This is a genomic window from Micromonospora sp. WMMA2032 (assembly GCF_002688545.1).
Lineage (GTDB): Bacteria > Actinomycetota > Actinomycetes > Mycobacteriales > Micromonosporaceae > Micromonospora > Micromonospora sediminicola.
Genome location: NZ_CP024052.1, coordinates 344,178 through 363,957, shown reverse-complemented (window position 1 = coordinate 363,957; position 19,780 = coordinate 344,178). Strand labels below are relative to the sequence as shown.

20 protein-coding genes are annotated in these 19,780 nt (G+C 73.9%); 15 read left to right on the top strand and 5 right to left on the bottom strand.

What is annotated here, in order from left to right; genetic code table 11:
• Positions 1-372: 372 nt before the first annotated feature.
• The 4 genes from CO540_RS01580 (at position 373) to CO540_RS01565 (ending at position 3,109) form a co-directional block, all read left to right on the top strand.
• Entirely contained in the window at positions 373-813 is a 441-nt protein-coding gene (locus CO540_RS01580) for an OsmC family protein (RefSeq protein WP_099160602.1), read from the top strand.
• 81 nt (positions 814-894) lie between these two features.
• Positions 895-1,209, top strand: coding sequence for a rhodanese-like domain-containing protein (locus CO540_RS01575; protein ID WP_099160601.1), 315 nt, complete (start codon positions 895-897; stop codon positions 1,207-1,209).
• A 44-nt stretch (positions 1,210-1,253) separates the two neighbouring features.
• Positions 1,254-1,607 (top strand): rhodanese-like domain-containing protein, encoded by a 354-nt coding sequence (locus tag CO540_RS01570; RefSeq protein ID WP_371682284.1) that lies wholly within the window; start codon positions 1,254-1,256, stop codon positions 1,605-1,607.
• Positions 1,608-1,729: 122 nt separating this feature from the next.
• Positions 1,730-3,109: an MBL fold metallo-hydrolase gene (locus tag CO540_RS01565; protein WP_099164537.1), complete on the top strand. Its 1,380-nt coding sequence runs from the start codon at positions 1,730-1,732 to the stop codon at positions 3,107-3,109.
• A gap of 54 nt (positions 3,110-3,163) precedes the next feature.
• On the opposite strand, the gene CO540_RS01560 is transcribed toward CO540_RS01565, so the two are convergent.
• Positions 3,164-4,033, bottom strand: coding sequence for an LLM class F420-dependent oxidoreductase (locus tag CO540_RS01560; protein WP_099160599.1), 870 nt, complete (start codon positions 4,031-4,033; stop codon positions 3,164-3,166).
• Positions 4,034-4,138: 105 nt separating this feature from the next.
• Here CO540_RS01560 and CO540_RS01555 point away from each other — a divergent pair, with 105 nt between their 5' ends.
• From CO540_RS01555 to CO540_RS01535, 5 genes are all read left to right on the top strand, one after another.
• Entirely contained in the window at positions 4,139-4,369 is a 231-nt protein-coding gene (locus CO540_RS01555; protein WP_089154306.1) for a DUF2188 domain-containing protein, read from the top strand.
• Positions 4,370-4,669: 300 nt separating this feature from the next.
• On the top strand, positions 4,670-10,132 hold the full coding sequence (locus tag CO540_RS01550) for a carboxyl transferase domain-containing protein (protein ID WP_099160598.1): 5,463 nt from the start codon (positions 4,670-4,672) through the stop codon (positions 10,130-10,132).
• 138 nt (positions 10,133-10,270) lie between these two features.
• Positions 10,271-10,663: an SCO5389 family protein gene (locus CO540_RS01545; protein WP_099160597.1), complete on the top strand. Its 393-nt coding sequence runs from the start codon at positions 10,271-10,273 to the stop codon at positions 10,661-10,663.
• Entirely contained in the window at positions 10,653-11,690 is a 1,038-nt protein-coding gene (locus CO540_RS01540; protein ID WP_253866347.1) for an LLM class flavin-dependent oxidoreductase, read from the top strand. Before CO540_RS01545 ends, CO540_RS01540 begins: the two co-directional genes overlap by 11 nt.
• A 118-nt stretch (positions 11,691-11,808) precedes the next feature.
• Entirely contained in the window at positions 11,809-12,786 is a 978-nt protein-coding gene (locus tag CO540_RS01535) for an ATP-binding protein (protein WP_099164536.1), read from the top strand.
• A 13-nt stretch (positions 12,787-12,799) separates the two neighbouring features.
• On the opposite strand, the gene CO540_RS01530 is transcribed toward CO540_RS01535, so the two are convergent.
• Entirely contained in the window at positions 12,800-13,204 is a 405-nt protein-coding gene (locus CO540_RS01530; protein WP_099160595.1) for a Fur family transcriptional regulator, read from the bottom strand.
• Positions 13,205-13,407: 203 nt separating this feature from the next.
• Here CO540_RS01530 and CO540_RS01525 point away from each other — a divergent pair, with 203 nt between their 5' ends.
• Both CO540_RS01525 and CO540_RS01520 read left to right on the top strand, forming a co-directional pair.
• Positions 13,408-14,436 carry a permease gene (locus CO540_RS01525; protein WP_371682283.1) on the top strand — a complete coding sequence of 343 codons (1,029 nt, stop codon included), beginning with the start codon at positions 13,408-13,410 and terminating at the stop codon, positions 14,434-14,436.
• Positions 14,433-15,161 carry a TIGR03943 family protein gene (locus CO540_RS01520; RefSeq protein WP_099160593.1) on the top strand — a complete coding sequence of 243 codons (729 nt, stop codon included), beginning with the start codon at positions 14,433-14,435 and terminating at the stop codon, positions 15,159-15,161. Before CO540_RS01525 ends, CO540_RS01520 begins: the two co-directional genes overlap by 4 nt.
• Positions 15,162-15,261: 100 nt before the next feature.
• On the opposite strand, the gene rpsN is transcribed toward CO540_RS01520, so the two are convergent.
• Genes rpsN through rpmB form a run of 3 tightly spaced genes read right to left on the bottom strand, consistent with a single transcriptional unit; the run spans position 15,262 to position 15,970 of the window.
• Positions 15,262-15,567: a 30S ribosomal protein S14 gene (rpsN, locus tag CO540_RS01515; RefSeq protein ID WP_099160592.1), complete on the bottom strand. Its 306-nt coding sequence runs from the start codon at positions 15,565-15,567 to the stop codon at positions 15,262-15,264.
• Positions 15,567-15,734, bottom strand: coding sequence for a 50S ribosomal protein L33 (rpmG, locus tag CO540_RS01510; protein ID WP_099160591.1), 168 nt, complete (start codon positions 15,732-15,734; stop codon positions 15,567-15,569). Before rpmG ends, rpsN begins: the two co-directional genes overlap by 1 nt.
• Positions 15,734-15,970, bottom strand: a complete 237-nt coding sequence (rpmB, locus tag CO540_RS01505; protein ID WP_098744422.1) for a 50S ribosomal protein L28 — start codon at positions 15,968-15,970, stop codon at positions 15,734-15,736. Before rpmB ends, rpmG begins: the two co-directional genes overlap by 1 nt.
• Before the next feature lie 276 nt (positions 15,971-16,246).
• On the opposite strand from rpmB, the gene CO540_RS01500 reads away from it, so the two are divergent.
• The 4 genes from CO540_RS01500 (at position 16,247) to CO540_RS01485 (ending at position 19,771) form a co-directional block, all read left to right on the top strand.
• Positions 16,247-17,533, top strand: coding sequence for a GTP-binding protein (locus tag CO540_RS01500; protein WP_099160590.1), 1,287 nt, complete (start codon positions 16,247-16,249; stop codon positions 17,531-17,533).
• A complete protein-coding gene (locus CO540_RS01495; protein WP_099160589.1) occupies positions 17,530-17,793 on the top strand; it encodes a type B 50S ribosomal protein L31 in 264 nt (87 codons plus the stop codon). Before CO540_RS01500 ends, CO540_RS01495 begins: the two co-directional genes overlap by 4 nt.
• 158 nt (positions 17,794-17,951) lie before the next feature.
• Positions 17,952-18,542: a copper chaperone PCu(A)C gene (locus CO540_RS01490; RefSeq protein ID WP_099160588.1), complete on the top strand. Its 591-nt coding sequence runs from the start codon at positions 17,952-17,954 to the stop codon at positions 18,540-18,542.
• Complete coding sequence (locus tag CO540_RS01485; protein WP_099160587.1) at positions 18,539-19,771, top strand: Dyp-type peroxidase; 1,233 nt, start codon at positions 18,539-18,541, stop codon at positions 19,769-19,771. The genes CO540_RS01490 and CO540_RS01485 overlap by 4 nt, the downstream gene beginning before the upstream one ends.
• The last annotated feature ends 9 nt before the right edge of the window (positions 19,772-19,780 follow it).

Here is a 19,780-nt window from a genome sequence, read left to right as displayed (position 1 = left end):
CGGGCTCGTCGAAGTTGTCACACGTTTGTCATTGATGGCAAGAGTGCCAGTTGCGCCGATCGGGCCTGATCTCAGAGCTTGGATCCCGAAGGCCCGATCGGCGGCAACTCAGGCGATTGGCGGTATTCAAGGGCGTCCTTACTGGTCAGTAACGCGATCGGCGCCGACCCTCGGTGAGCCGGAAATGGGACCGCCGACCAGATGGCGGGACAGGATCGACGACGGAGAAATTGCCGTCGATCGACGTACGGTGATTCCGCCCGGACCCTCCACGCCGGGCTCAAGGTCCCCCGATCGGGGCCGATCGGCACGTCGCCGGGCGCGCGTGCCGGATGTTGACTGGAATCGGCGCGAGACGAGGGGGCGACGAGGATGAGCGGGCAGGTCGGCACCGTGGACGTCGGCTGGACGGCCGGCGAGGCGTACGAGTTCGCGGTGCGGGGGCACCGGATGCGGGTGGACCAGCCGGCGGAGGCCGGCGGCGACGACACGGCGCCGACGCCGACGGAGCTGTTCGTGGCGTCGCTGGCCACCTGCGTGGCCTTCTACGCCGGGCGGTACCTCACCCGGCACGGCGTGGACCGGGACGGGCTGGGGGTGTCCGTCACCTACCGGATGGCCGAGGACCGGCCGGCCCGGGTCGAGGAGGTGCGGCTGTCGCTCCGACTGCCGAACGGGTTCCCGGCCGAGCGCACCCAGGCCCTGCTGGCGGTGGCCTCGCACTGCACGGTGCACAACACGCTGACCACCGGACCGACGGTGACCGTCGACGTGGCCCGAGCACCGGAGGACGCCGTCAGGCCAGGGTCCTGAGCATCCGGTGGCAGGCGGTGCGGCACCGGACTATCGTCGTTCCGGTATACCCCCAGGGGTATTTAACCGGAAGGAGCAATCATGCCCGAGGTCGACCTGACCACCTTCGCCGCCGCCCACGCCGACGGGGCCACGGTGATCGACGTACGGGAGCCCGTCGAGTATCTCGGCGGCCATGTCCCGGGTGCGCGCTGCGTCCCACTGGGTCACCTGGCCGCCAGCCTGCCGCAGGCGCCCCGCGAGGGAACCGTCTACGTGATCTGCGCCGGCGGCAACCGCAGCCAGGTCGGTGCGGAGGTGCTGGAACGCGCCGGCATCACCGCCCGTTCGGTTGCCGGCGGGACGTCGGCCTGGATCCGCTCGGGGCGCCCGGTGACCGAGGGCAGCCGGCCGTGACCGGGCGGACGCAAGGCACTGCCGGGCGGCCGCGGGGCGGTCTGCTGCGCCGCCTCCTCGGCGCCCGCGTCCCGTCGGTCGGCCCGACGGAGGCGGCGGCCGTCGTCGCCGCGGGAGGGCTGCTGATCGACGTACGCGAACCGGCCGAGTGGCGCGCGGGGCACGCGCCCCGGGCCCGGCACATCCCGCTGGGCCAGCTCGCCGACCGCCTGGCCGAGGTGCCGACGGACCGGCCCGTGGTGACCGTCTGCCGCTCGGGCGCGCGGTCGCGCCAGGCCGCGCGGATCCTGGCCGACGCCGGTCGCCAGGTTCACGACCTGTCGGGCGGGATGCGGGCCTGGGCGGACGCCGGGCTGGCGGTGCAGGCCAAGGGCGGCCGGCCGGGCCGGGTGGCCTGAGCGTGCCGCCCGGCGGGGGCCGATGGTCCCGGAGCGCGGGACCATCGGCCCGGGAATATACCCCCGGGGGTATACGCTACAGTCGTCGTATCGTCCGGCATCGCTGAAAAGGAGTGCGGCTCATGCTGTTCACCCAGTACTACCTCGACTGCCTGTCCCAGGCCTCGTACCTGATCGCCGACGACAGCACCGGGCGCGCGGTGCTCGTCGACCCGCGTCGGGACATCGACGAATACCTGGCCGACGCCCGCGCGCACGGCCTGACCGTCGAGGGGGTGATCAACACCCACTTCCACGCCGACTTCCTGGCCGGGCACCTCGAGGTGGCGGCCGCGACCGGCGCGTGGATCGGCTACGGACACCGGGCCGAGACCGAGTACGCGAGCCGCAAGCTCACCGACGGTGAACGGATCAGCCTCGGCGACGTCACCCTGGAGATCATGGAGACGCCCGGCCACACCCCGGAGTCGATCAGCGTCCTCGTGTACGAGCACGCGACCGATCCGACGCCGTACGGGGTGCTGACCGGGGACGCGCTGTTCATCGGCGACGTGGGCCGGCCCGACCTGCTCGCCTCCCTCGGTGTCACCGCCGACGAGCTCGGCCGGATGCTCTACGACAGCGTGCAGCGCAAGCTGATGGGCCTGCCCGACGAGGTGCGCGTCTTCCCCGCCCACGGCGCCGGCTCGGCCTGCGGCAAGAACCTGTCCACCGAGCGGCAGTCCACGATCGGCGAGCAGCGCCGCACCAACTACGCCTGCGCCCCGATGAGCGAGGAGCAGTTCCTCGCCCTGGTGACCGGCGGGCAGCCGGCCGCCCCGGGCTACTTCGCCTTCGACGCCGTGCTCAACCGCAAGGCCCGCGAGCTGTTCGACCACGCCCGGCCGGCCCGCCCGCTCACCCCGGCCGAGTTCCTGGCCGCCCGGGCCGACGGCGCCGTCGTGGTCGACGCCCGCGATCCGCAGGAGTACGCCGCCGGGCACCTGCGCGGCGCGCTCAACGTCCCGGCGGACGGTCGGTTCGCCGAGACCGCCGGCAGCGTCGTCGCACCGGACCGACCGGTGCTCGTGGTGGCCCCGCAGGACCGCGAGGAGGAGATCGTCGTCCGCCTCGCCCGGATCGGCTTCGACCGGGTGGCCGGCTACCTGCGCGAGCCCGAGGGCGCCTTCCTGGAGATGATCGGTGAGGTGACGCGGGCCAGCCGGGTCACCGCCACCGAGCTGCGCGCGGCGCTCGACCGTCCGGACGCGCCGGTGGTGCTGGACGTGCGCAACGCCGGCGAACGGGAGCAGGGTGCGGTGGACGGCTCGCTGCACATCCCGCTCGCCGAGCTGACCCGCCGCCTCGACGAGGTGCCCGCCGACCGGCCGGTCGTCGTGCACTGCGCCGGCGGGTACCGCTCCTCGGTCGCCGCCAGCCTGCTGCGCAACGCCGGCCGCGCCGACGTGTCCGACCTGCTCGGCGGCTACGGCGCCTGGCAGGGGCTGCACGCCGCCGCCTGAGCGGCCGTCCGACCGGGGCCGGGCGCGCGAGATCCTCGCGCGCCCGGCCCCGGGTCAGCCGATCGTGGCCAGCTTCGGCAGGACCTCGTCGGCGAGCCGCCGGGTGAACTCCACCGGGTGCCGGTCCGGCATGGTCTGCACCTCGGTCACCCCCAGCTCCGCGTACGCGGCCACGTCGGCGAGGAACGCGTCGACGTCGTCGAGCGGCGGACGCGTGACCAGCACCGTCTTCTCCACGGTGTCGTAGTCGCGCCCCTCGGCGGCGCAGTGCGCCCGCAGCACGTCGAGCTTGTGCGCGACGTCCTCCCGTCCGGTGCCGAACAGGTTGCAGGCGTCGGCGTACCGCGCCACCAGCAGCAGCGTCTTCTTCTCCCCGCCCCCGCCGACCATGATCGGCGGGTGTGGGCGACTCAGCGGCTGCGGCGAGTTGAGCGTCTCGGCGAGGTGGTGGTGCCGGCCCTCGAACGGCCCGTCGTCGTCGCTCCACATCTGCTTGCAGATCCGCAGCGTCTCCTCCAGCCGCTCGAACCGCTCCGCCACCGGCACCACGGGCACGCCCAGGCCGCGCTGTTCCCGCTCGTACCAGGACGCGCCGACGCCGAGGCGGGCCCGGCCGCCGGAGAGCACGTCGAGCGTGGACACGATCTTGGCGAGCAGCCCCGGGTAGCGGTACATCACGCCGGTCACCAGCACGCCGAGCGTCATCCGCCGGGTCAGGGCCGCCAGGTAGCCGAGCGTGGTGTAGGCCTCCAGCATCGGCTCACTCGCCGGCGCCATCGCCTCCATCTGGAAGTAGTGGTCCATCACCGTGAACGACGCGATCCCGGCCTGCTCGGCGAGGGTGGCCGTCTCGGCCAGCGTCGGGGCGATCGCCGCCGGGTCGGCCGGGGTGGAGTAGGTCCAGTAGTGCAGTCCGAGCTTCATCGTCGGCACCTCCCCGTCGAGCCTAGGACGCGACGGCAGGATTAGCGCGCCGCGCGCAGGGGCAGACATTTGTCATCGACCACGGATGCCGAGGGAGCTGACGACATGGCCAAGGGTGACATCGACACCTACCAGCAGGACGGGCAGTGGAAGAACCGCCCGGAGGGCAACGAGCGGGCGAGCAGCCGGCACGACACGAAGGCGGAGGCCGAGGCGGCCGGCCGGGAGATGGCGGCCGAGCGGGGCACCGAGCACGTGATCAAGAAGCAGGACGGCACGATCGGCGAGAAGAACACCTACCCCCGCAGCCGCGACCCCCGCGAGATCCCGGGCTGATCCCCGTCAAGGCGCCGGACGGCGCTGGATCCCCGTCAAGGCGCCGGACGGCGCTGGATCCCCCTGAACACGCCGCACGGCGCCGGACCCGCTCAGGTCCGGCGCCGTCCGCGCTGCCGGAAGGTCTCCTGGTTGTGGCCTGCTGGCTAAAAAGTTTTGTTCGGTTCCTACAACGGCCCCCGCTCAGGCTTCGGCGGTTACGACATGGCGCCGCCGGATGACAGACGGAAAGGTGAGGCAAGCCGGAGGCATCGCCGCCACCCGGCGCCACACCGTGGGTCAACCGAAGGGGACGGTCACGTGTTCACCCGTGTCGCCATCGTCAACCGTGGTGAGGCCGCCATGCGGCTCATCCACGCGGTCCGGGAACTGGCCGCGGAGACCGGCAGCCGGATCGAGACCGTCGCGCTGTACACCGACGTCGACCGCACCGCCACCTTCGTGCGTGAGGCGGACGTCGCCTACGACCTGGGGCCCGCGTCGGCCCGCCCGTACCTGGACCTGAAGGCGCTGGAACGCGCGCTGGTGGAGACCCGCGCGGACGCCGCGTGGGTCGGTTGGGGCTTCGTGGCCGAGGACCCGGCCTTCGCCGAGCTGTGCGAGAAGGTCGGTGTCACCTTCGTCGGGCCGAGCCCGGACGCCATGCGCCAACTCGGCGACAAGATCGGCGCGAAGCTGATCGCCGAGGAGGTCGGCGTGCCGGTCGCGCCGTGGAGCCGGGGCGCGGTGGAGAGCCTGGAGGCGGCCGTGGCCGCGGCGGCCGAGATCGGCTACCCGCTGATGCTCAAGGCGACCGCGGGCGGCGGCGGGCGTGGCATCCGGGTGGTCCGCAGTGACGCCGAGCTGGCCGACGCGTACGAGCGCACCAGCCAGGAGGCGGCCCGCGCGTTCGGCAGCGGCGTGGTGTTCCTGGAGCGCCTGGTCACCGGCGCGCGTCACGTCGAGGTGCAGGTGATCGCCGACGGGCAGGGCACCGCGTGGGCGCTCGGCGTACGGGACTGCTCGGTGCAGCGGCGCAACCAGAAGGTGATCGAGGAGTCGGCGTCGCCGGTGCTGGGCCCGGAGCAGGCCGCCGAGCTGAAGGGGGCGGCGGAGCGGCTGGCGGTCAAGGTCGGCTACCGGGGCGCGGCGACCGTCGAGTTCCTCTACCACCCCGGCGACCGGATGTTCGCCTTCCTGGAGGTCAACACCCGGCTCCAGGTGGAGCACCCGATCACCGAGGCGACCACCGGCTTCGACCTGGTCAAGGCGCAGCTGCACGTGGCCGGCGGCGGGCGGCTCACCGGCACGCCGCCGGCCGAGCGCGGGCACGCCATCGAGGCCCGGCTCAACGCCGAGGACCCGGACCGCGACTTCGCCCCCTCCCCCGGCCGGATCACCCGGCTGGACCTGCCCGCCGGGCCGGGCATCCGGGTCGACACCGGGGTCAGCGAGGGCGACACCATCCCCGCCGACTTCGACTCCATGATCGCCAAGATCATCGCGTACGGCCGGGACCGGGACGAGGCGCTGGGCCGGCTGCGCCGGGCGATGGCGGACACCACGGTGGTGATCGAGGGCGGAGCGACCAACAAGAGCTTCGTGCTCGACCTGCTCGACCAGCCCGAGGTGATCGACGCCAGCGCCGACACCGGCTGGATCGACCGGGTCCGGGGCGAGGGCCGGCTGGTCGCGCACCGGCACTCCGCGGTGGCGCTGGCCGCCGCCGCGATCGAGGCGTACGAGGAGGACGAGCGCGCCGAGCGGCAGCGGCTGCTCTCCACCGCGGCCGGCGGACGACCGCAGGTGCAGCACCGCAGCGGCCGGCCGCTTGACCTGAAGCTGCGCGGCGTCACCTACCGGATGCGGGTGGCCCGGGTCGGCGCGCACCGGTTCCGGGTCGGCGTCGAGGCCGGCGCCGACGCGCGTACCGCCGACGTGGAGCTGGACCGGTTCGACCGGCACACCGGGCAGATCGCCGTCAACGGCGTCCGCTACCGGTTGCTCACCGGCACCCACGGCCCGGTCCACCTGGTCGAGGTGGACGGCGTGACGCACCGGGTCAGCCGGGACGAGGGCGGCGTGGTCCGCTCCCCCATGCCCGCGCTGGTCGTCGCCACCCCGCTGGAGATCGGCGCGGAGGTCGAGGCCGGGGCGCCCGTCCTGGTGCTCGAGGCGATGAAGATGGAGACGGTGCTGCGGGCGCCGTTCCGGGCCCGCCTGAAGGAGTCCGCCGTCGCGGTGGGCACCCAGGTCGAGGCCGGCGCGCCGCTGCTGCGCCTGGAACCGGTCGCCGAGGAGGGCGCCGAGGCCGCCGCCGGGCCGGCCGAACCGGCGGTCGAGCTGGACCTGCCCGCCGCGCCCGCCGACGTCCCGGCGCGCAGCCGGGCCGAGCGCGGCCAGGAGGACCTGCGCGGCCTGCTGCTCGGCTTCGACGTCGACCCGCACGACGAGCGGCGGGTGCTCGACGACTACCTGGACGCGCGGCGCGCGGCCACCGAGGCCGGGCACCGTCCGCTGGCCGAGGAGCTGGATCTGGTCAACGTCTTCGCCGACCTGGCCGAGCTGAGCCGCAACCGGCCCAGCGGCGAGGACGGCCCGGGCGGTCACGTACACAGCGCCCGCGAGTACTTCCACACCTACCTGCAGAGCCTCGACGTGGAGCGGGCCGGGTCGCCGGAGCCGTTCCGGGCCCGCCTGGCCAAGGCGCTCGGCCACTACGGCGTCACCGAGCTGGACCGCTCCCCGGCCCTCGAGGCCGCGGTGTTCCGCATCTTCCTGGCCCAGCAGCGGGCCACCGTCGACGCCGGGGTGATCGCCGCGCTGCTGCGCTCGTGGCTGCGCGAGCCCCCGCCGGACGACGCGCTGCGCGAGCCCGCCGGCCTCGCGCTGGAGCGCCTGGTGGCGGCGACGCAGGTCCGCTTCCCGGTCGTCGCCGACCTGGCCCGGGGCGTGGTGTTCGCCTGGTTCGCGCAGCCGCTGCTGCGCCGCAACCGGGCCCGGGTCTACGCCCAGGTCCGCACGCACCTGCGGCACCTGGACACGCATCCGGACGCGCCGGACCGCACCGAGCGGATGGCCGAGATGGTGCGCAGCACCGAGCCGCTGGTGCGGCTGCTCGGCCAGCGGCTGGTCCGGGACAACCTGGACAACGCGACCATGCTGGAGGTGCTGACCCGCCGCTACTACGGCAACCGGGCGCTCACCGGCGTGTCCACCCGCGCGGCCGCGGGCTGCGTGTTCGTGGTGGCCGGACGCAACGGGTCGAGCGTGGTCTCCGCCGCGGTGCGGTTCGACGCGCTCGGCGACGCGCTGCGCGGGCTGGCCGAGGTGGCCGGCGCGGAGGAGGCGGTCGACGCCGACGTCTACCTGGCCTGGGAGAACCAGCCGGAGGACCTGGACGCCACCGCCGCCGCGCTGCTCGACGTGATCAACGCGCACCCGCTGCCTGACCGGGTCCGCCGGCTGACCACCACGGTCGCCGGGCGCGGCGGCGCGGTGATGCACCACCACTTCACCTTCCGCCCCACCGGTGCCGGCATGGTGGAGGAGCGGCTGATCCGGGGCCTGCACCCGTACATCGCGCAGCGGATGCAGCTGGAGCGGCTGCACCGGTTCGACCTGACCCGGCTGCCGTCGCTGGACGAGGAGGTCTACCTCTTCCAGGCGGTCGCCCAGGAGAACCCGTCCGACCAGCGGCTGGTGGCGTTCGCCCAGGTGCGTGACCTGGCGGAGCTGCGGGACCAGGACGGCCGGCTGGTCGCGCTGCCCACCACCGAGGACGCGGTCGCGGCCTGCATCGACTCGATCCGCCGGGCGCAGTCCCGGCGGCCGTCGAAGGTGCGGTTCCGGACCAACCGGATCGTCATCTACGTGTGGCCGCCGAGCGAGCTGACCCGCGAGGAGATGGAGCTGATCGCCGGGCGGATGCGCCCGACCACGGTCGGCGCCGACTTGGAGGAGATCCTGTTCATCGCGCGCCAGCGCGACCGCCGCACCGGCGAGCTGACCAAGGTCGGCGTGCGGATCACCTTCGACGTCACCGGTCGCGCCCAGCTCACCGTGGGCGAGCCACCGACCGAGCCGGTCGAGCCGCTGGACGACTACCGGCTCAAGGTGCTGCGGGCGGCCAGCCGCAACACGGTCTACCCGTACGAGCTGACCGGCCTGCTCGGCGAGTTCACCGAGCACGACCTGGACGCCGACCACGCGCTGGTGCCGGTGGACCGGCCGAAGGGGCGCAATGCCGCGGCGATCGTGGCCGGCGTGGTCACCACCCCGACGGCGCGGCACCCGCAGGGCGTCACCCGGGTGGTGCTGCTCGGCGACCCGACGAAGTCGCTCGGCGCGCTCTCCGAGCCGGAGTGCCGGCGGGTGATCGCGGCGCTCGACCTGGCGCAGCGGATGGGCGTGCCGCTGGAGTGGTACGCGCTCTCCGCCGGCGCCCGGATCTCGATGACCTCGGGCACCGAGAACATGGACTGGGTGGCCGCGGCGCTGAAGCGGATCGTCGAGTTCACCCAGGCCGGCGGCGAGATCAACATCGTGGTGGCGGGCATCAACGTCGGCGCCCAGCCGTACTGGAACGCCGAGGCGACCATGCTCATGCACACCAAGGGCGTGCTGGTCATGACGCCGGACTCGGCGATGGTGCTGACCGGCAAGCAGTCGCTGGACTTCTCCGGCGGCGTCTCCGCCGAGGACAACTTCGGCATCGGCGGCTACGACCGGGTGATGGGTCCGAACGGGCAGGCGCAGTACTGGGCGCCGGACCTGCCGGCGGCGCGCGACGTGCTGATGGCGCACTACGACCACACGTACGTGGCGCCGGGCGAGGACGCGCCGCGCCGGGCCAGCACCACCGACCCGGTGGACCGGGACGTCTCCACGTTCCCGCACGCGGTGCCCGGCAGCGACTTCGCCACGGTCGGCGAGATCTTCTCCGCGACGGCGAACCCGGACCGGAAGAAGCCGTTCGACATCCGGACCGTGATGCGGGCGCTCGCCGACCAGGACCACCCGGTGCTGGAGCGGTGGGCCGGCATGGCCGACGCGGAGACCGCTGTGGTGCAGGACGTGCACCTCGGCGGCATCCCGGTGTGCCTGCTGGGCATCGAGTCCCGGTCGGTGCCCCGGCACGGCTTCCCGCCCACCGACGGCCCGGACACCTACACGGCGGGCACGCTGTTCCCCCGCTCGTCGAAGAAGGCCGCGCGGGCGATCAACGCGGCCAGCGGCAACCGGCCGCTGGTGGTGCTGGCCAACCTCTCCGGCTTCGACGGCTCGCCGGAGTCGATGCGCAAGCTGCAACTGGAGTACGGGGCCGAGATCGGCCGGGCGATCGTCAACTTCCGGGGCCCGATCGTCTTCTGCGTCATCTCGCGCTATCACGGCGGCGCGTTCGTGGTGTTCTCCAAGGCGCTCAACCCGGCCATGACGGTGCTGGCCATCGAGGGGTCGTTCGCCTCGGTGCTCGGCGGCGCGCCGGCCGCCGCCGTGGTGTTCGCCGGCGAGGTCGCCACGCGCACCGCGGCCGACGCCCGGGTACGCGAACTGGAGGGCCGGGTGGCGGCCGCGTCCGGCACCGCACGCGCGACGCTGACCGCGGAGCTGGACGAACTCCGCTCGTCGGTGCGGGCGGAGAAGCTGGGCGAGGTGGCCGCCGAGTTCGACCGGGTGCACAGCATCCAGCGGGCGGTCGAGGTCGGGTCGGTGGACGCGGTCATCCGGGCCGCCGAGTTGCGTCCGCGGGTCATCGAGGCGATCGAGTCGCACCTGCGCTGACACGTTCCCCTGTCGGACGGCGGGCGGGCCTTCGGGCCCGTCCGCCGTTTCGCGTGCGCCGATGCTTGACGGGGCACCGACCACGTGATGTGCTCAGTCGGTAACGGAAACCGTGTTCGTTAGCGATCCGGAGGACACATGTCGCTCACCGTTCCGCCCGACCTGCTGCACGCCGCCGAGACCGGACCCGTGGACGAGGAGGCGTTCGTCGCCTGTGTCCGCGACTCCCTGCCGTACGCCTGGGAGACGGTCAGCCGGGTGGTGGCCGACCTGGAGACGTCGGACGCCGACTTCGCCGACAACGTCGTGCCACCGCCCACCGAGGCCGAGCGCGGACAGTTGCTGCGCGCGTTGGCCAGCGACGCGATCCGCGCCGGACTGGAGCGGCACTTCGGGGTCAGGCTGGCGTTCCAGAACTGCCACCGGGTGGCGGCGTTCCGGCTGGCCGCCGTCGGGTCGGAGACGCACCGTCGGTTCACCTCCAGCCGAGGCCAACTGCTGAACCAGTCCCCGACGCTGCGTGACTGCTGACCAGCCGCCCACCGAGCGGCCCGGCGAGCGGGTGCGGGCACACCTGTTCCTGCTCGCCGGGCAGCACCCCGGCCACGACCACGCCGGCGCGCTGGCCGACGCGCACGCGTACGGGCTGGCCGCCGAGGCGGCCGGGTACGCCGGGGTCTGGCTCGCCGAGCACCACTTCGTCCCGTACGGGGTCTGCCCGTCGGCGGTCGCCTTCGCGGCGCACCTGCTCGGCGCCACCCGCCGCATCACGGTCGGCACCGCCGCGTGCGTCCTGTCCGACCGGCACCCGGTGGCCCTGGCCGAGGAGACGGCACTGCTGGACGCGCTCTCCGGCGGCCGGTTCCGGCTCGGCGTCGGCCGCGGTGGCCCCTGGGTCGACCTGGAGGTCTTCGGCACCGGCCCGGACCGTTACGCGCACGGCTTCCCCGACGCCGTGGAGATGCTGCACCGCTGGCTGTCCGGCACCGCCGAGGTCGCCGGCGTCGGCCGGTTCCCGTTCCGCGCGGTGCGGGTGGTGCCCCGACCGCCGGCTCCGATCCCGTTCTGGGTCGCGGCCACCTCGCCCGGCACGGTGGACCTCGCCGCCCGGTACGGCCGGCCGGTGCTGCTCGGGCTGCACGCCGACCTGCCGGAGAAGGCCGCCCTACTGCGCCGCTACGCCCGGGTCGCGGCGGAACACGGCCACGACCCGGCGGCGGTTCCGCACGCCAGCGCGCACCTGGCCTGGGTGGCGGACAGCGACGCCGAGGCCGCCGGCACGGTGCGCGACCACCTCCCCGGGCTGCTCGCCGGCACCCGCCACCACGTCCGCCTCGACGGCGCGCCGGCCGGACCGGCCGATCCGCACGCGTACGCCGACCACCTGACCGCGATCCACCCGGTCGGTTCGCCGGACCGGTGCCGGGAGAGAGTCGCGGCGGCCGCGGCCCTGCCCGGGGTGCGGCACCTGCTGTTCCAGGTCGAGGTGACCGGGGACCGGCGGCGGACCCTGTCCACCGTCGACCGGTTCGCCGCCGAGGTGCTGGCCCTGCCCTGACCCGGACGGACGAAGCGGCCGGTCGGGTCGCCGTGTCGCCGCCCGCCGACCCCGGCGGGTCCGGTACGCTCCGGCTCATGGAAATCGTTTCCACTTACGACGGCGGGGTGTGGGTCCGGTGAAGGTGGCGTTCGTCGGCAAGGGCGGCAGCGGGAAGACGACCCTCGCCGCGCTCTTCGCGCGGCACCTGGCCGCACTGTCCCGCCCGGTGCTGGCCGTGGACGCGGACATCAACCAGCATCTCGCGGTCGCGCTCGGCGCCGATCCGCAGGCGCCCCCGCCGGTCGACCCGCTCGGTGCGCACCTGCCCGCCATCAAGGAGTACCTGCGCGGCGACAACCCCCGCATCCCGACCGCGGCGGAGATGGTGAAGACCACGCCGCCCGGGCGCGGCTCACGACTGCTGCGCATCGCCGAGGACAACCCGGTCTACGCCGCCTGCGTCCGGCCGGTCGGCGGCGTCCGGCTGGCGGTGACCGGCGAGTTCAGCGCCGAGGACCTCGGCGTGGCCTGCTACCACTCCAAGGTCGGGGCGGTCGAACTGCTGCTCAACCACCTGGTCGACGGCCCCGGCGAGTACGCGGTGGTGGACATGACCGCCGGCGCGGACTCCTTCGCCTCGGGCCTGTTCACCCGCTTCGACCGCACGCTGCTGGTCTGCGAGCCGACGGTGCGCAGCGTCGGCGTCTACCGGCAGTACGCCGGCTACGCCCGGGAGTACGGCGTGGCCCTCTCGGTGGTCGGCAACAAGGTCGAGGACGAGGGTGACGTCGCCTTCCTGCGCGAGCACGTCGGCGCCGACCTGCTCACCTGGTTCGGTCGGTCCGGCTACGTCCGGCGGGCCGAACGGGGCGAGATCGGCCCGTTGACGGGCCTGGAGGCCACGAACCGCGCCGCGCTGGACCGGCTGGTCGAGGCGGTGGACGGCACGCCGCAGGACTGGACGGCGTTCACCCACTGGGCGCAGGAGTTCCACCGCCGCAACGCGGTCGCCTGGGCGAACGAGCGCGCCGGCGTCAACCTCACCGCGCAGATCGACCCGGAGTTCCGGATGGGTCCGCGGGCGTTGGAGGCGTCGCTGGTGGCGGGCGGTTGACCGGCGCCGGGGGTCAGGCGGCGCAACGCTCGCAGGTGCCGAAGATCTCCAGGGTGTGGTCGACGTCGGTGAAGCCGTGCTCGCTGGCGACCTGGTCGGCCCACCGCTCCACCGCCGGGCCGGCGACCTCCACGGCCCGGCCGCACTGCCGGCAGACCAGGTGGTGGTGATGGCGACTCTGGCTGCACCGCCGGTAGAGATGCTCACCGCCGGGCAGCCGGGCGGAGTCGATCTCGCCGTTGTCCACCAGCATCTGCAGCGTCCGGTAGACGGTGGTCAGGCCGACCTTCGCCTGGCGCTGCACGAGCATCTGGTGCAGCTGCTGCGCGCTGTGGAAGCCCTCCAGCTCGCGCAGCAGGGCCAGCACCTCGGCGCGCTGCCGGGTGTTCCGGGTCGCCCCGGTCGTCGCCTGGGTCACCGTGCGCCGCCTTCCCTCGTGCGGGCGCCCTCCGGCACCCGGTCGCGCCCGCGGCCCGCCGACCACGTGACATCCGGAACCATTATGCCTTGCGCATATGTGCCTCTCACGCCCCCGCCCGGGCCGACACGAACCGGACAGGGACTCACAGTGACGGATACGTCACCGTAGGATGCCCCCGTCGACCCGAGAAGGTGATCCGACTGAGCACGACCGATCCCGCCGCTCCGGCGGCGCCCCGCTCCGGCGCGGCGGACACCGCCGCGCCACCACCCGGCCGGGACCGGGTGGTCGGCTCCACCGAGGTGCTCTGCGTCCTGCTCGTCCTGGTCGGCGTGCTGCACCGGCAGGTGGGTTCGCTCGTCTCCGACCCCCGCCTGCAGACCTGGCTGACCGTCTTCGTCTCGGTGCTGGTGCAGGCGATGCCGTTCCTGGTCTTCGGGGTGGCGCTGTCCGCGGTCATCGCGGTCTTCGTACCCCGCTCCTTCTGGGCCCGCGCCCTGCCCCGGCATCCGGCACTGGCGGTGCCGGTCGCCGGCGCCGCCGGGGTGGTGCTGCCCGGCTGCGAGTGCGGCTCGGTGCCGATCGCCGGTTCGCTGATCCGGCGCGGCGTCACCCCCGCCGCCGCGCTCGCGTTCCTGCTCGCCGCGCCGGCGATCAACCCGATCGTGCTCACCGCCACCGCGGTGGCGTTCCCGCGCAACCCGGAGATGGTGGTCGCCCGCGGCGGGGCGAGCCTGGTGGTGGCGCTGGCGATGGGCTGGCTGTGGCTGCGCCTGGGCCGGTCGGAATGGATCCGCCTGCCGCACCGGGCCCACCTCGACACGATGCCGCGCGCCACCGCGTTCTGGGCGGCGTGCCGCCAGGACGTCGTGCACGCCGGCGGTTTCCTCGTGCTCGGCGCGATGGCCGCGGCCACCATCAACGTCGTCGTGCCCCAGCAGGCCCTGCACGACCTGGCGGCCCGCCCGGTGCTGTCGGTGCTGGCGCTCGCCGCGCTGGCGGTGCTGCTGTCGATCTGTTCCGAGGCCGACGCGTTCGTCGCCGCGTCGCTGTCCCAGTTCTCGCTGACCGCCCGGTTGACCTTCCTCGTGGTCGGCCCGATGGTCGACCTCAAGCTGGTGTCCATGCAGGCGGGCATGTTCGGGCGCGCGTTCGCCCTGCGCTTCGCGCCGGCCACCTTCCTCCTCGCCGTGCTCGTCGCCGCCGTCGTCGGGACGGTGCTCTGGTGAACCGGGGCAGCCAGGCCGTGGTGCTGGTCCTCCTCGGGGGCGCGATCCTGCGGGCCAGCCTCACCGATCTCTACCTGCGCTACGTCAAGCAGGGGCTGCGCCCGTTCCTCATCGCCGCCGGCGCGGTGCTCGTCGTCGCCGCGGTGGTCGCCCTGGTGCAGGAACTGCGTCACCTCAACCGGGCGGACGACGCCGGCGACGGGGCGGACGACGGCCACGGTCACGGCCGCTCCGGGCCGGCGGTCGGCTGGTTGCTGCTGCTCCCGGCGCTCGCCCTGCTCTTCCTGGTGCCGCCGGCGCTCGGCGCGGACACCGCGTCGCGTGCCGGCTCCGCCCTGACCGAGGACCGGGACGTCGCCTACCCGCCCCTGCCACCCCGGGAACCGGCCGAGCTGACCCTCCTGGAGTACGGCTACCGCGCCGTCTACGACGACGGCCGCACCCTGCGGGGCCGGCAGCTCCAGCTCACCGGCTTCCTCGCGCCCGGGCCGGAGGGACGCCCCATGCTCGCCCGGATCGTGCTGTCCTGCTGCGCGGCCGACGGCGTGCCGATCAAGGTCGGGCTGCGGGGCGAGGTGCCCGCGCTGCCGGCCGACACCTGGATCCGCGCCACCGGCCGGTGGATCCCGCACACGGTGAAGGACCCGGTCAACGACGCGGACGTGCCCTCCTTCCAGGTGGACACGTGGGAGCGGATCGCGGCGCCCGCCGAGCCGTACGAGTGACCGGCCGGCGCGGTCGTCCCGAGCGGGACGCCGCGCCGCCCGGTCCCCCGGTCAGACGACGGACGATCCGGGGCTCTGTGTCACGCCCGGTGACACCGGATCACCAGGAGGCCTTGCGGATCCCGGGCAGCTCGCCGCGCAGAGCCAGTTCGCGGAACCGGAGCCGGGACAGCCCGAACCGGGTCAGCACCCCGCGCGGCCGACCGTCGATCTGGTCCCGGGACCGCAGCCGGACCGGGCTGGAGTCGCGGGGCAGCCGGGCGAGTCGACGGACGGCCTCCTCGCGGGCCGCCGGGTCGGTGTCCGGGTGCCTGATAGCCCGCTTCAGCCCGGCGCGGCGCTGCGCGTACCGGTCGACGAGCCCGACCCGGCGGGCCTGCCGGTTGCCGAGGCTGCGGCGCGCCATCAGCGGGCCTCGCGGAACTCGACGTGCCGGCGCACCACCGGGTCGTACTTGCGCAGGACGAGGCGGTCCGGGTCGTTGCGGCGGTTCTTGCGGGTCACGTACGTGTAGCCGGTGCCGGCGGCGCTGCGCAGCCGCACGATCGGACGCACGTCGGTCGGTCGGGCCATCAGACCTTGACCCCTCGGGCGCGCAGCTCCGCGACGACCGCCTCGACGCCCCTGCGGTCGACCGTGCGCAGTGCCTTGGCGGTGAGGGTCAACCGGACCCACCGCGCCTCCGACGGCAGCCAGTAGCGGTGGTTCTGGAGGTTGGGGTTCCACCGGCGCCGGGTGCGCCGGTGCGAGTGCGACACGGCGTTGCCGAAGCTGGGCTTCGCGCCGGTGACGTCACAACGTCGGGACACGGTGATCTCTCCTCGTGGTTGATCGAATCCTGATGACAATGGCTTTCCTTCTGCGGCCGCCGATCGGCCGATCCGGGGGGCCGGCGCGACGCCCGGAGGGCCCGAGGACGCCGCGCCGGCCGGCCCGCTCCGTGCGAGGTACCCCCTACCTCTCGCGGGCCGGGCCGATGGTATCGGAATTCGATTTCATAAGCCGGGCCGCTCCCCGCTTCGAACCGCTCGGCAGCCACCCTATACTGACAATGATTTTCAACAACACCCACCGGGAGGACCGACATGTCGACGTCACCGCTCGCACCGTCCGACGTGGTTGCCGCCAGGGCCGACGCCCGTCCGTCGTTGACGGTGCTCAGCGGCTTCTGGACGTCCACGACGTACGCCGCGGCCCGGGCGCTCCTCGCGGCGGACCCGTCACTGCTGCTGGTCCGGCACGACCTGGCCGACCTGCGCTCGGGCACCGTGCACCGGGTGGTCCGGGACGTCGGGGGCGTGCTGGAGGACGAACGGATCGCGCTGGCGCACGGGTGCGTGTCCTGCACCCTGCGCGAGGACGTGCTGCCCACGCTGGCCCGCCTGGCCCGCGCCCACCCCCGGCGGGACCTGCTGCTGATGCTGCCCGAGGTGGTCGAACCGGAGGCGGTCGCCGCCGTCTGCGCGCACTGCCTCGTCGACGGGCAGCCGATCACCGACCTGCTCACCGTCGACTCCTACGTGACCGTGGTCGACGCCGAACACCTGCTTGACGGGCTGGCCCGCACCGACGACCTCAGAAGCCTCGGCATCGCCGCCGCGGACAACGACGACCGGGCCCTCGCCGACGTGCTCGTCCGGCAGATCGAGTACGCCGACACCCTGGTGCTGTGGGGACACTCCCGCGAGGGCGCGTACGACACCGACCGGCTGGCCGTGCTGCTCGACCGGATGGCGCCCTGGGCGACGCGGATCCGGGTCGACGACGACACCGTCGACGCGAACCTGCTCACCCGGCAGCTGCGCGGCACCCTCCGCCACCGCCCCGAGACCCCGGCCGTGCTGACCCGTGGATTGGAGGGCCACATCCTCGGCGTGCACGAGCCGCACCCGGACTGCGGGATCGTCTCGGTGGTCTTCCGCGCCCGCCGCCCCTTCCACCCCCGCCGGTTGCACGACGTCCTGGAGGAGGTCAACGCCGAGGTGGTCCGCTCCCGCGGACACGTCTGGCTGGCCAGCCAGCCGGACACCGTCGTGGCGTGGGACTTCGCCGGCGGCGGTCTCGCCCTCGGCGGTCTGGGCCGGTGGCTCACCGCGCTGCCCGACCCGTACTGGGACGAGGTGTCCGACCACCGGCGGCTCACCGCAGCGCTGGACTGGGACCCGTACTACGGCGACCGGCACCAGCACCTGGTCCTCATCGGCGTCGACCTGGACCCGGCCCACCTGCACCGCACGCTCGCCGGCTGCCTGCTCACCGACGCCGAACTCGCCGACGGCGAGGACGGCTGGCGACGGTACGACGACCCGTTCGCCGGCTGTTTCCCGCTCGCCGACCTCGACCGCACCGACACCGAAGGAGAGCCCGCATGAAGCCCGACATCCACCCCGGGTACCGGCCCGTCGTCTTCCGCGACCGCGCCGTCGACTTCGCCTTCCTCACCCGGTCCACCGCCACCGGCGACCAGACGGTCGAGTGGACCGACGGCAACACGTACCCGGTGATCGACGTGCAGATCTCCTCGGCCAGTCACCCCTTCTGGACCGGCCGGCAACGCCTGCTCGACACGGAGGGGCGGGTGGAGAAGTTCCGCGCCAGGTACGCCAACCACGCGTCGTGGCAGACGCGCTGACTCCGACGTGGCGACCGGGCCGCCTGTGCCGGCCCGGTCGCCGTGGGGAACCACGTCCGGCGCCCCGGCGCCCGGCGTGACGGATCGCACCGCCCGGAACTATCCACCCCCTCGACCCGACCAACCGGACGAACACCGATCTTCGAGGGGACAACGTCATGCCCAGCACCACCAGCGGCCGGCTCCTGCGCCCGGCGGCCCTGATCGCCGCCGCCCTCCTGGCCGCGTCCGTCGCCGCCTGCGGGTCGTCCGACGACCCGACGACCGCCGCGCCGTCGGCGTCGACGACGGCCTCGGCATCCGCCGCCGCGTCGGCCGGCGTGCTCGGCATCCGCGACCCGTGGGTGAAGGCCGCCGACAAGGGCATGACCGCGGCGTTCGGCACCCTCGTCAACGACGGCGACGCGGACGTGACGATCACCGGGGCGACCACCGAGGTCTCCCCGATGGAACTGCACGAGATGACCATGAAGGACGGGAAGATGGTCATGCAGGCCAAGCCGGGCGGCATCGTGATCAAGGCGCGCTCCAGCGCCACGCTGGAGCCCGGCGGCGACCACCTGATGCTGATGAACCTCAAGCAGCCGGTGAAGGCCGGCGACGAACTCAGCTTCACGCTCACCTTCGCCGACGGTCGCACCCAGACGTTCACCGCCGTGGCGAAGCCGTTCACCGGCGCCCAGGAGTCCTACGCCCCCGGCCACGGCGAGTCTCCGATGCCGGAGATGAGCATGAGCCCGGCCTCATGACCGAGGGCTCCCCCACGGGCCGCCGGGTGAGCAGGCGCGGCCTGCTCACCGGCGGCGCCGTCGCCGCCGGGGGCGCGCTCGCCGGCGGCGCCGCGATCGCCGTCGCCCGTCCCGACGATCCCCGGGTACGCCCCGCCGAGCCCGTCCCGGTGGCCCAGGTCGGCAGCGCGGTGGAGCCGTTCCACGGCGCCCGGCAGTCCGGCGTGACCACCGAACCGCAGGCGCACGCGGCGTTCGTGGCGTTCACCCTGAAGCCCGGCGTCGACCGGGCCGCGCTCGGGCGGATGCTGCGGCTGCTCTCCGACGACGCGGCCCGGCTCACCCGGGGCCGCCCGGCGCTGGCCGACACCGAGCCGGAACTCGGCCTGCTGCCCGCCCGGCTGACCGTCACGTTCGGCTTCGGCCCCGGCCTCTACGCCGCCGCCGGGCGCGCCGACCGCCGGCCGCCGTCGGTGGCCGACCTGCCCGCGTTCCGCATCGACCGGCTGCAACCCCGCTGGTCCGGTGGGGACCTGCTGCTGCAGATCTGCGCCGACGACCCGCTCACCGTCGCCCACGCCCAGCGCGTCCTGGTCAAGGACAGCCGACCCTTCGCCACGGTGCGCTGGGTGCAGCAGGGCTTCCGCCGGGCCGCCGGGGCCGAACCGGGCCGCACCCAGCGCAACCTGTTCGGCCAGCTCGACGGCACCGCCAACCCGAGACCCGGCACCCCCGCCGACACCGCCGTGTGGGTCACCGACTGCCCGGACTGGTTGCGCGACTCCACCACGCTCGTCGTCCGGCGGATCAGCATGAACCTGGAGACCTGGGACCTGCTCGGTCGCACCGACCGGGAGATCGCCGTCGGGCGGCGCCTCGACACCGGCGCGCCGCTGACCGGCACCGCCGAGCACGACGAACCTGACTTCGCCGCGCTCGGGCCGGAAGGGCTCACCGTCATCCCCGACTTCTCCCACCTGACCCGGGCGCGGGTCACCGACGACCGGCAGAAGATCCTGCGCCGGCCCTACAACTACGACGGCGTGCCGACCGCCGAGGGGCACGCGGACAGCGGGCTGGTCTTCGCCGCGTACCAGGCCGACATCGCCCGGCAGTTCCTGCCCATCCAGCGCCGGCTCGCCGAACGGGACCTGCTCAACGAGTGGACCACACCGATCGGCTCCGCCGTGTTCGCCGTCCCGCCCGGCTGCCCGGAGGGCGGCTGGGTCGGCCAGCAGGTGCTCGGCTGACCACCACCA

What these genes read in the sequence shown, in the direction of transcription:
- CO540_RS01580 (WP_099160602.1), top strand. Translation starts at nt 373, where the DNA reads ATGAGCGGGCAGGTCGGCACCGTGGACGTCGGCTGGACGGCCGGCGAG.
- CO540_RS01575 (WP_099160601.1), top strand. Translation starts at nt 895, where the DNA reads ATGCCCGAGGTCGACCTGACCACCTTCGCCGCCGCCCACGCCGACGGG.
- CO540_RS01565 (WP_099164537.1), top strand. Translation starts at nt 1,730, where the DNA reads ATGCTGTTCACCCAGTACTACCTCGACTGCCTGTCCCAGGCCTCGTAC.
- CO540_RS01560 (WP_099160599.1), bottom strand. Translation starts at nt 4,033, where the DNA reads ATGAAGCTCGGACTGCACTACTGGACCTACTCCACCCCGGCCGACCCG.
- CO540_RS01555 (WP_089154306.1), top strand. Translation starts at nt 4,139, where the DNA reads ATGGCCAAGGGTGACATCGACACCTACCAGCAGGACGGGCAGTGGAAG.
- CO540_RS01545 (WP_099160597.1), top strand. Translation starts at nt 10,271, where the DNA reads ATGTCGCTCACCGTTCCGCCCGACCTGCTGCACGCCGCCGAGACCGGA.
- rpsN (WP_099160592.1), bottom strand. Translation starts at nt 15,567, where the DNA reads ATGGCGCGCCGCAGCCTCGGCAACCGGCAGGCCCGCCGGGTCGGGCTC.
- rpmG (WP_099160591.1), bottom strand. Translation starts at nt 15,734, where the DNA reads ATGGCCCGACCGACCGACGTGCGTCCGATCGTGCGGCTGCGCAGCGCC.
- CO540_RS01500 (WP_099160590.1), top strand. Translation starts at nt 16,247, where the DNA reads ATGTCGACGTCACCGCTCGCACCGTCCGACGTGGTTGCCGCCAGGGCC.
- CO540_RS01495 (WP_099160589.1), top strand. Translation starts at nt 17,530, where the DNA reads ATGAAGCCCGACATCCACCCCGGGTACCGGCCCGTCGTCTTCCGCGAC.
- CO540_RS01490 (WP_099160588.1), top strand. Translation starts at nt 17,952, where the DNA reads ATGCCCAGCACCACCAGCGGCCGGCTCCTGCGCCCGGCGGCCCTGATC.
- CO540_RS01485 (WP_099160587.1), top strand. Translation starts at nt 18,539, where the DNA reads ATGACCGAGGGCTCCCCCACGGGCCGCCGGGTGAGCAGGCGCGGCCTG.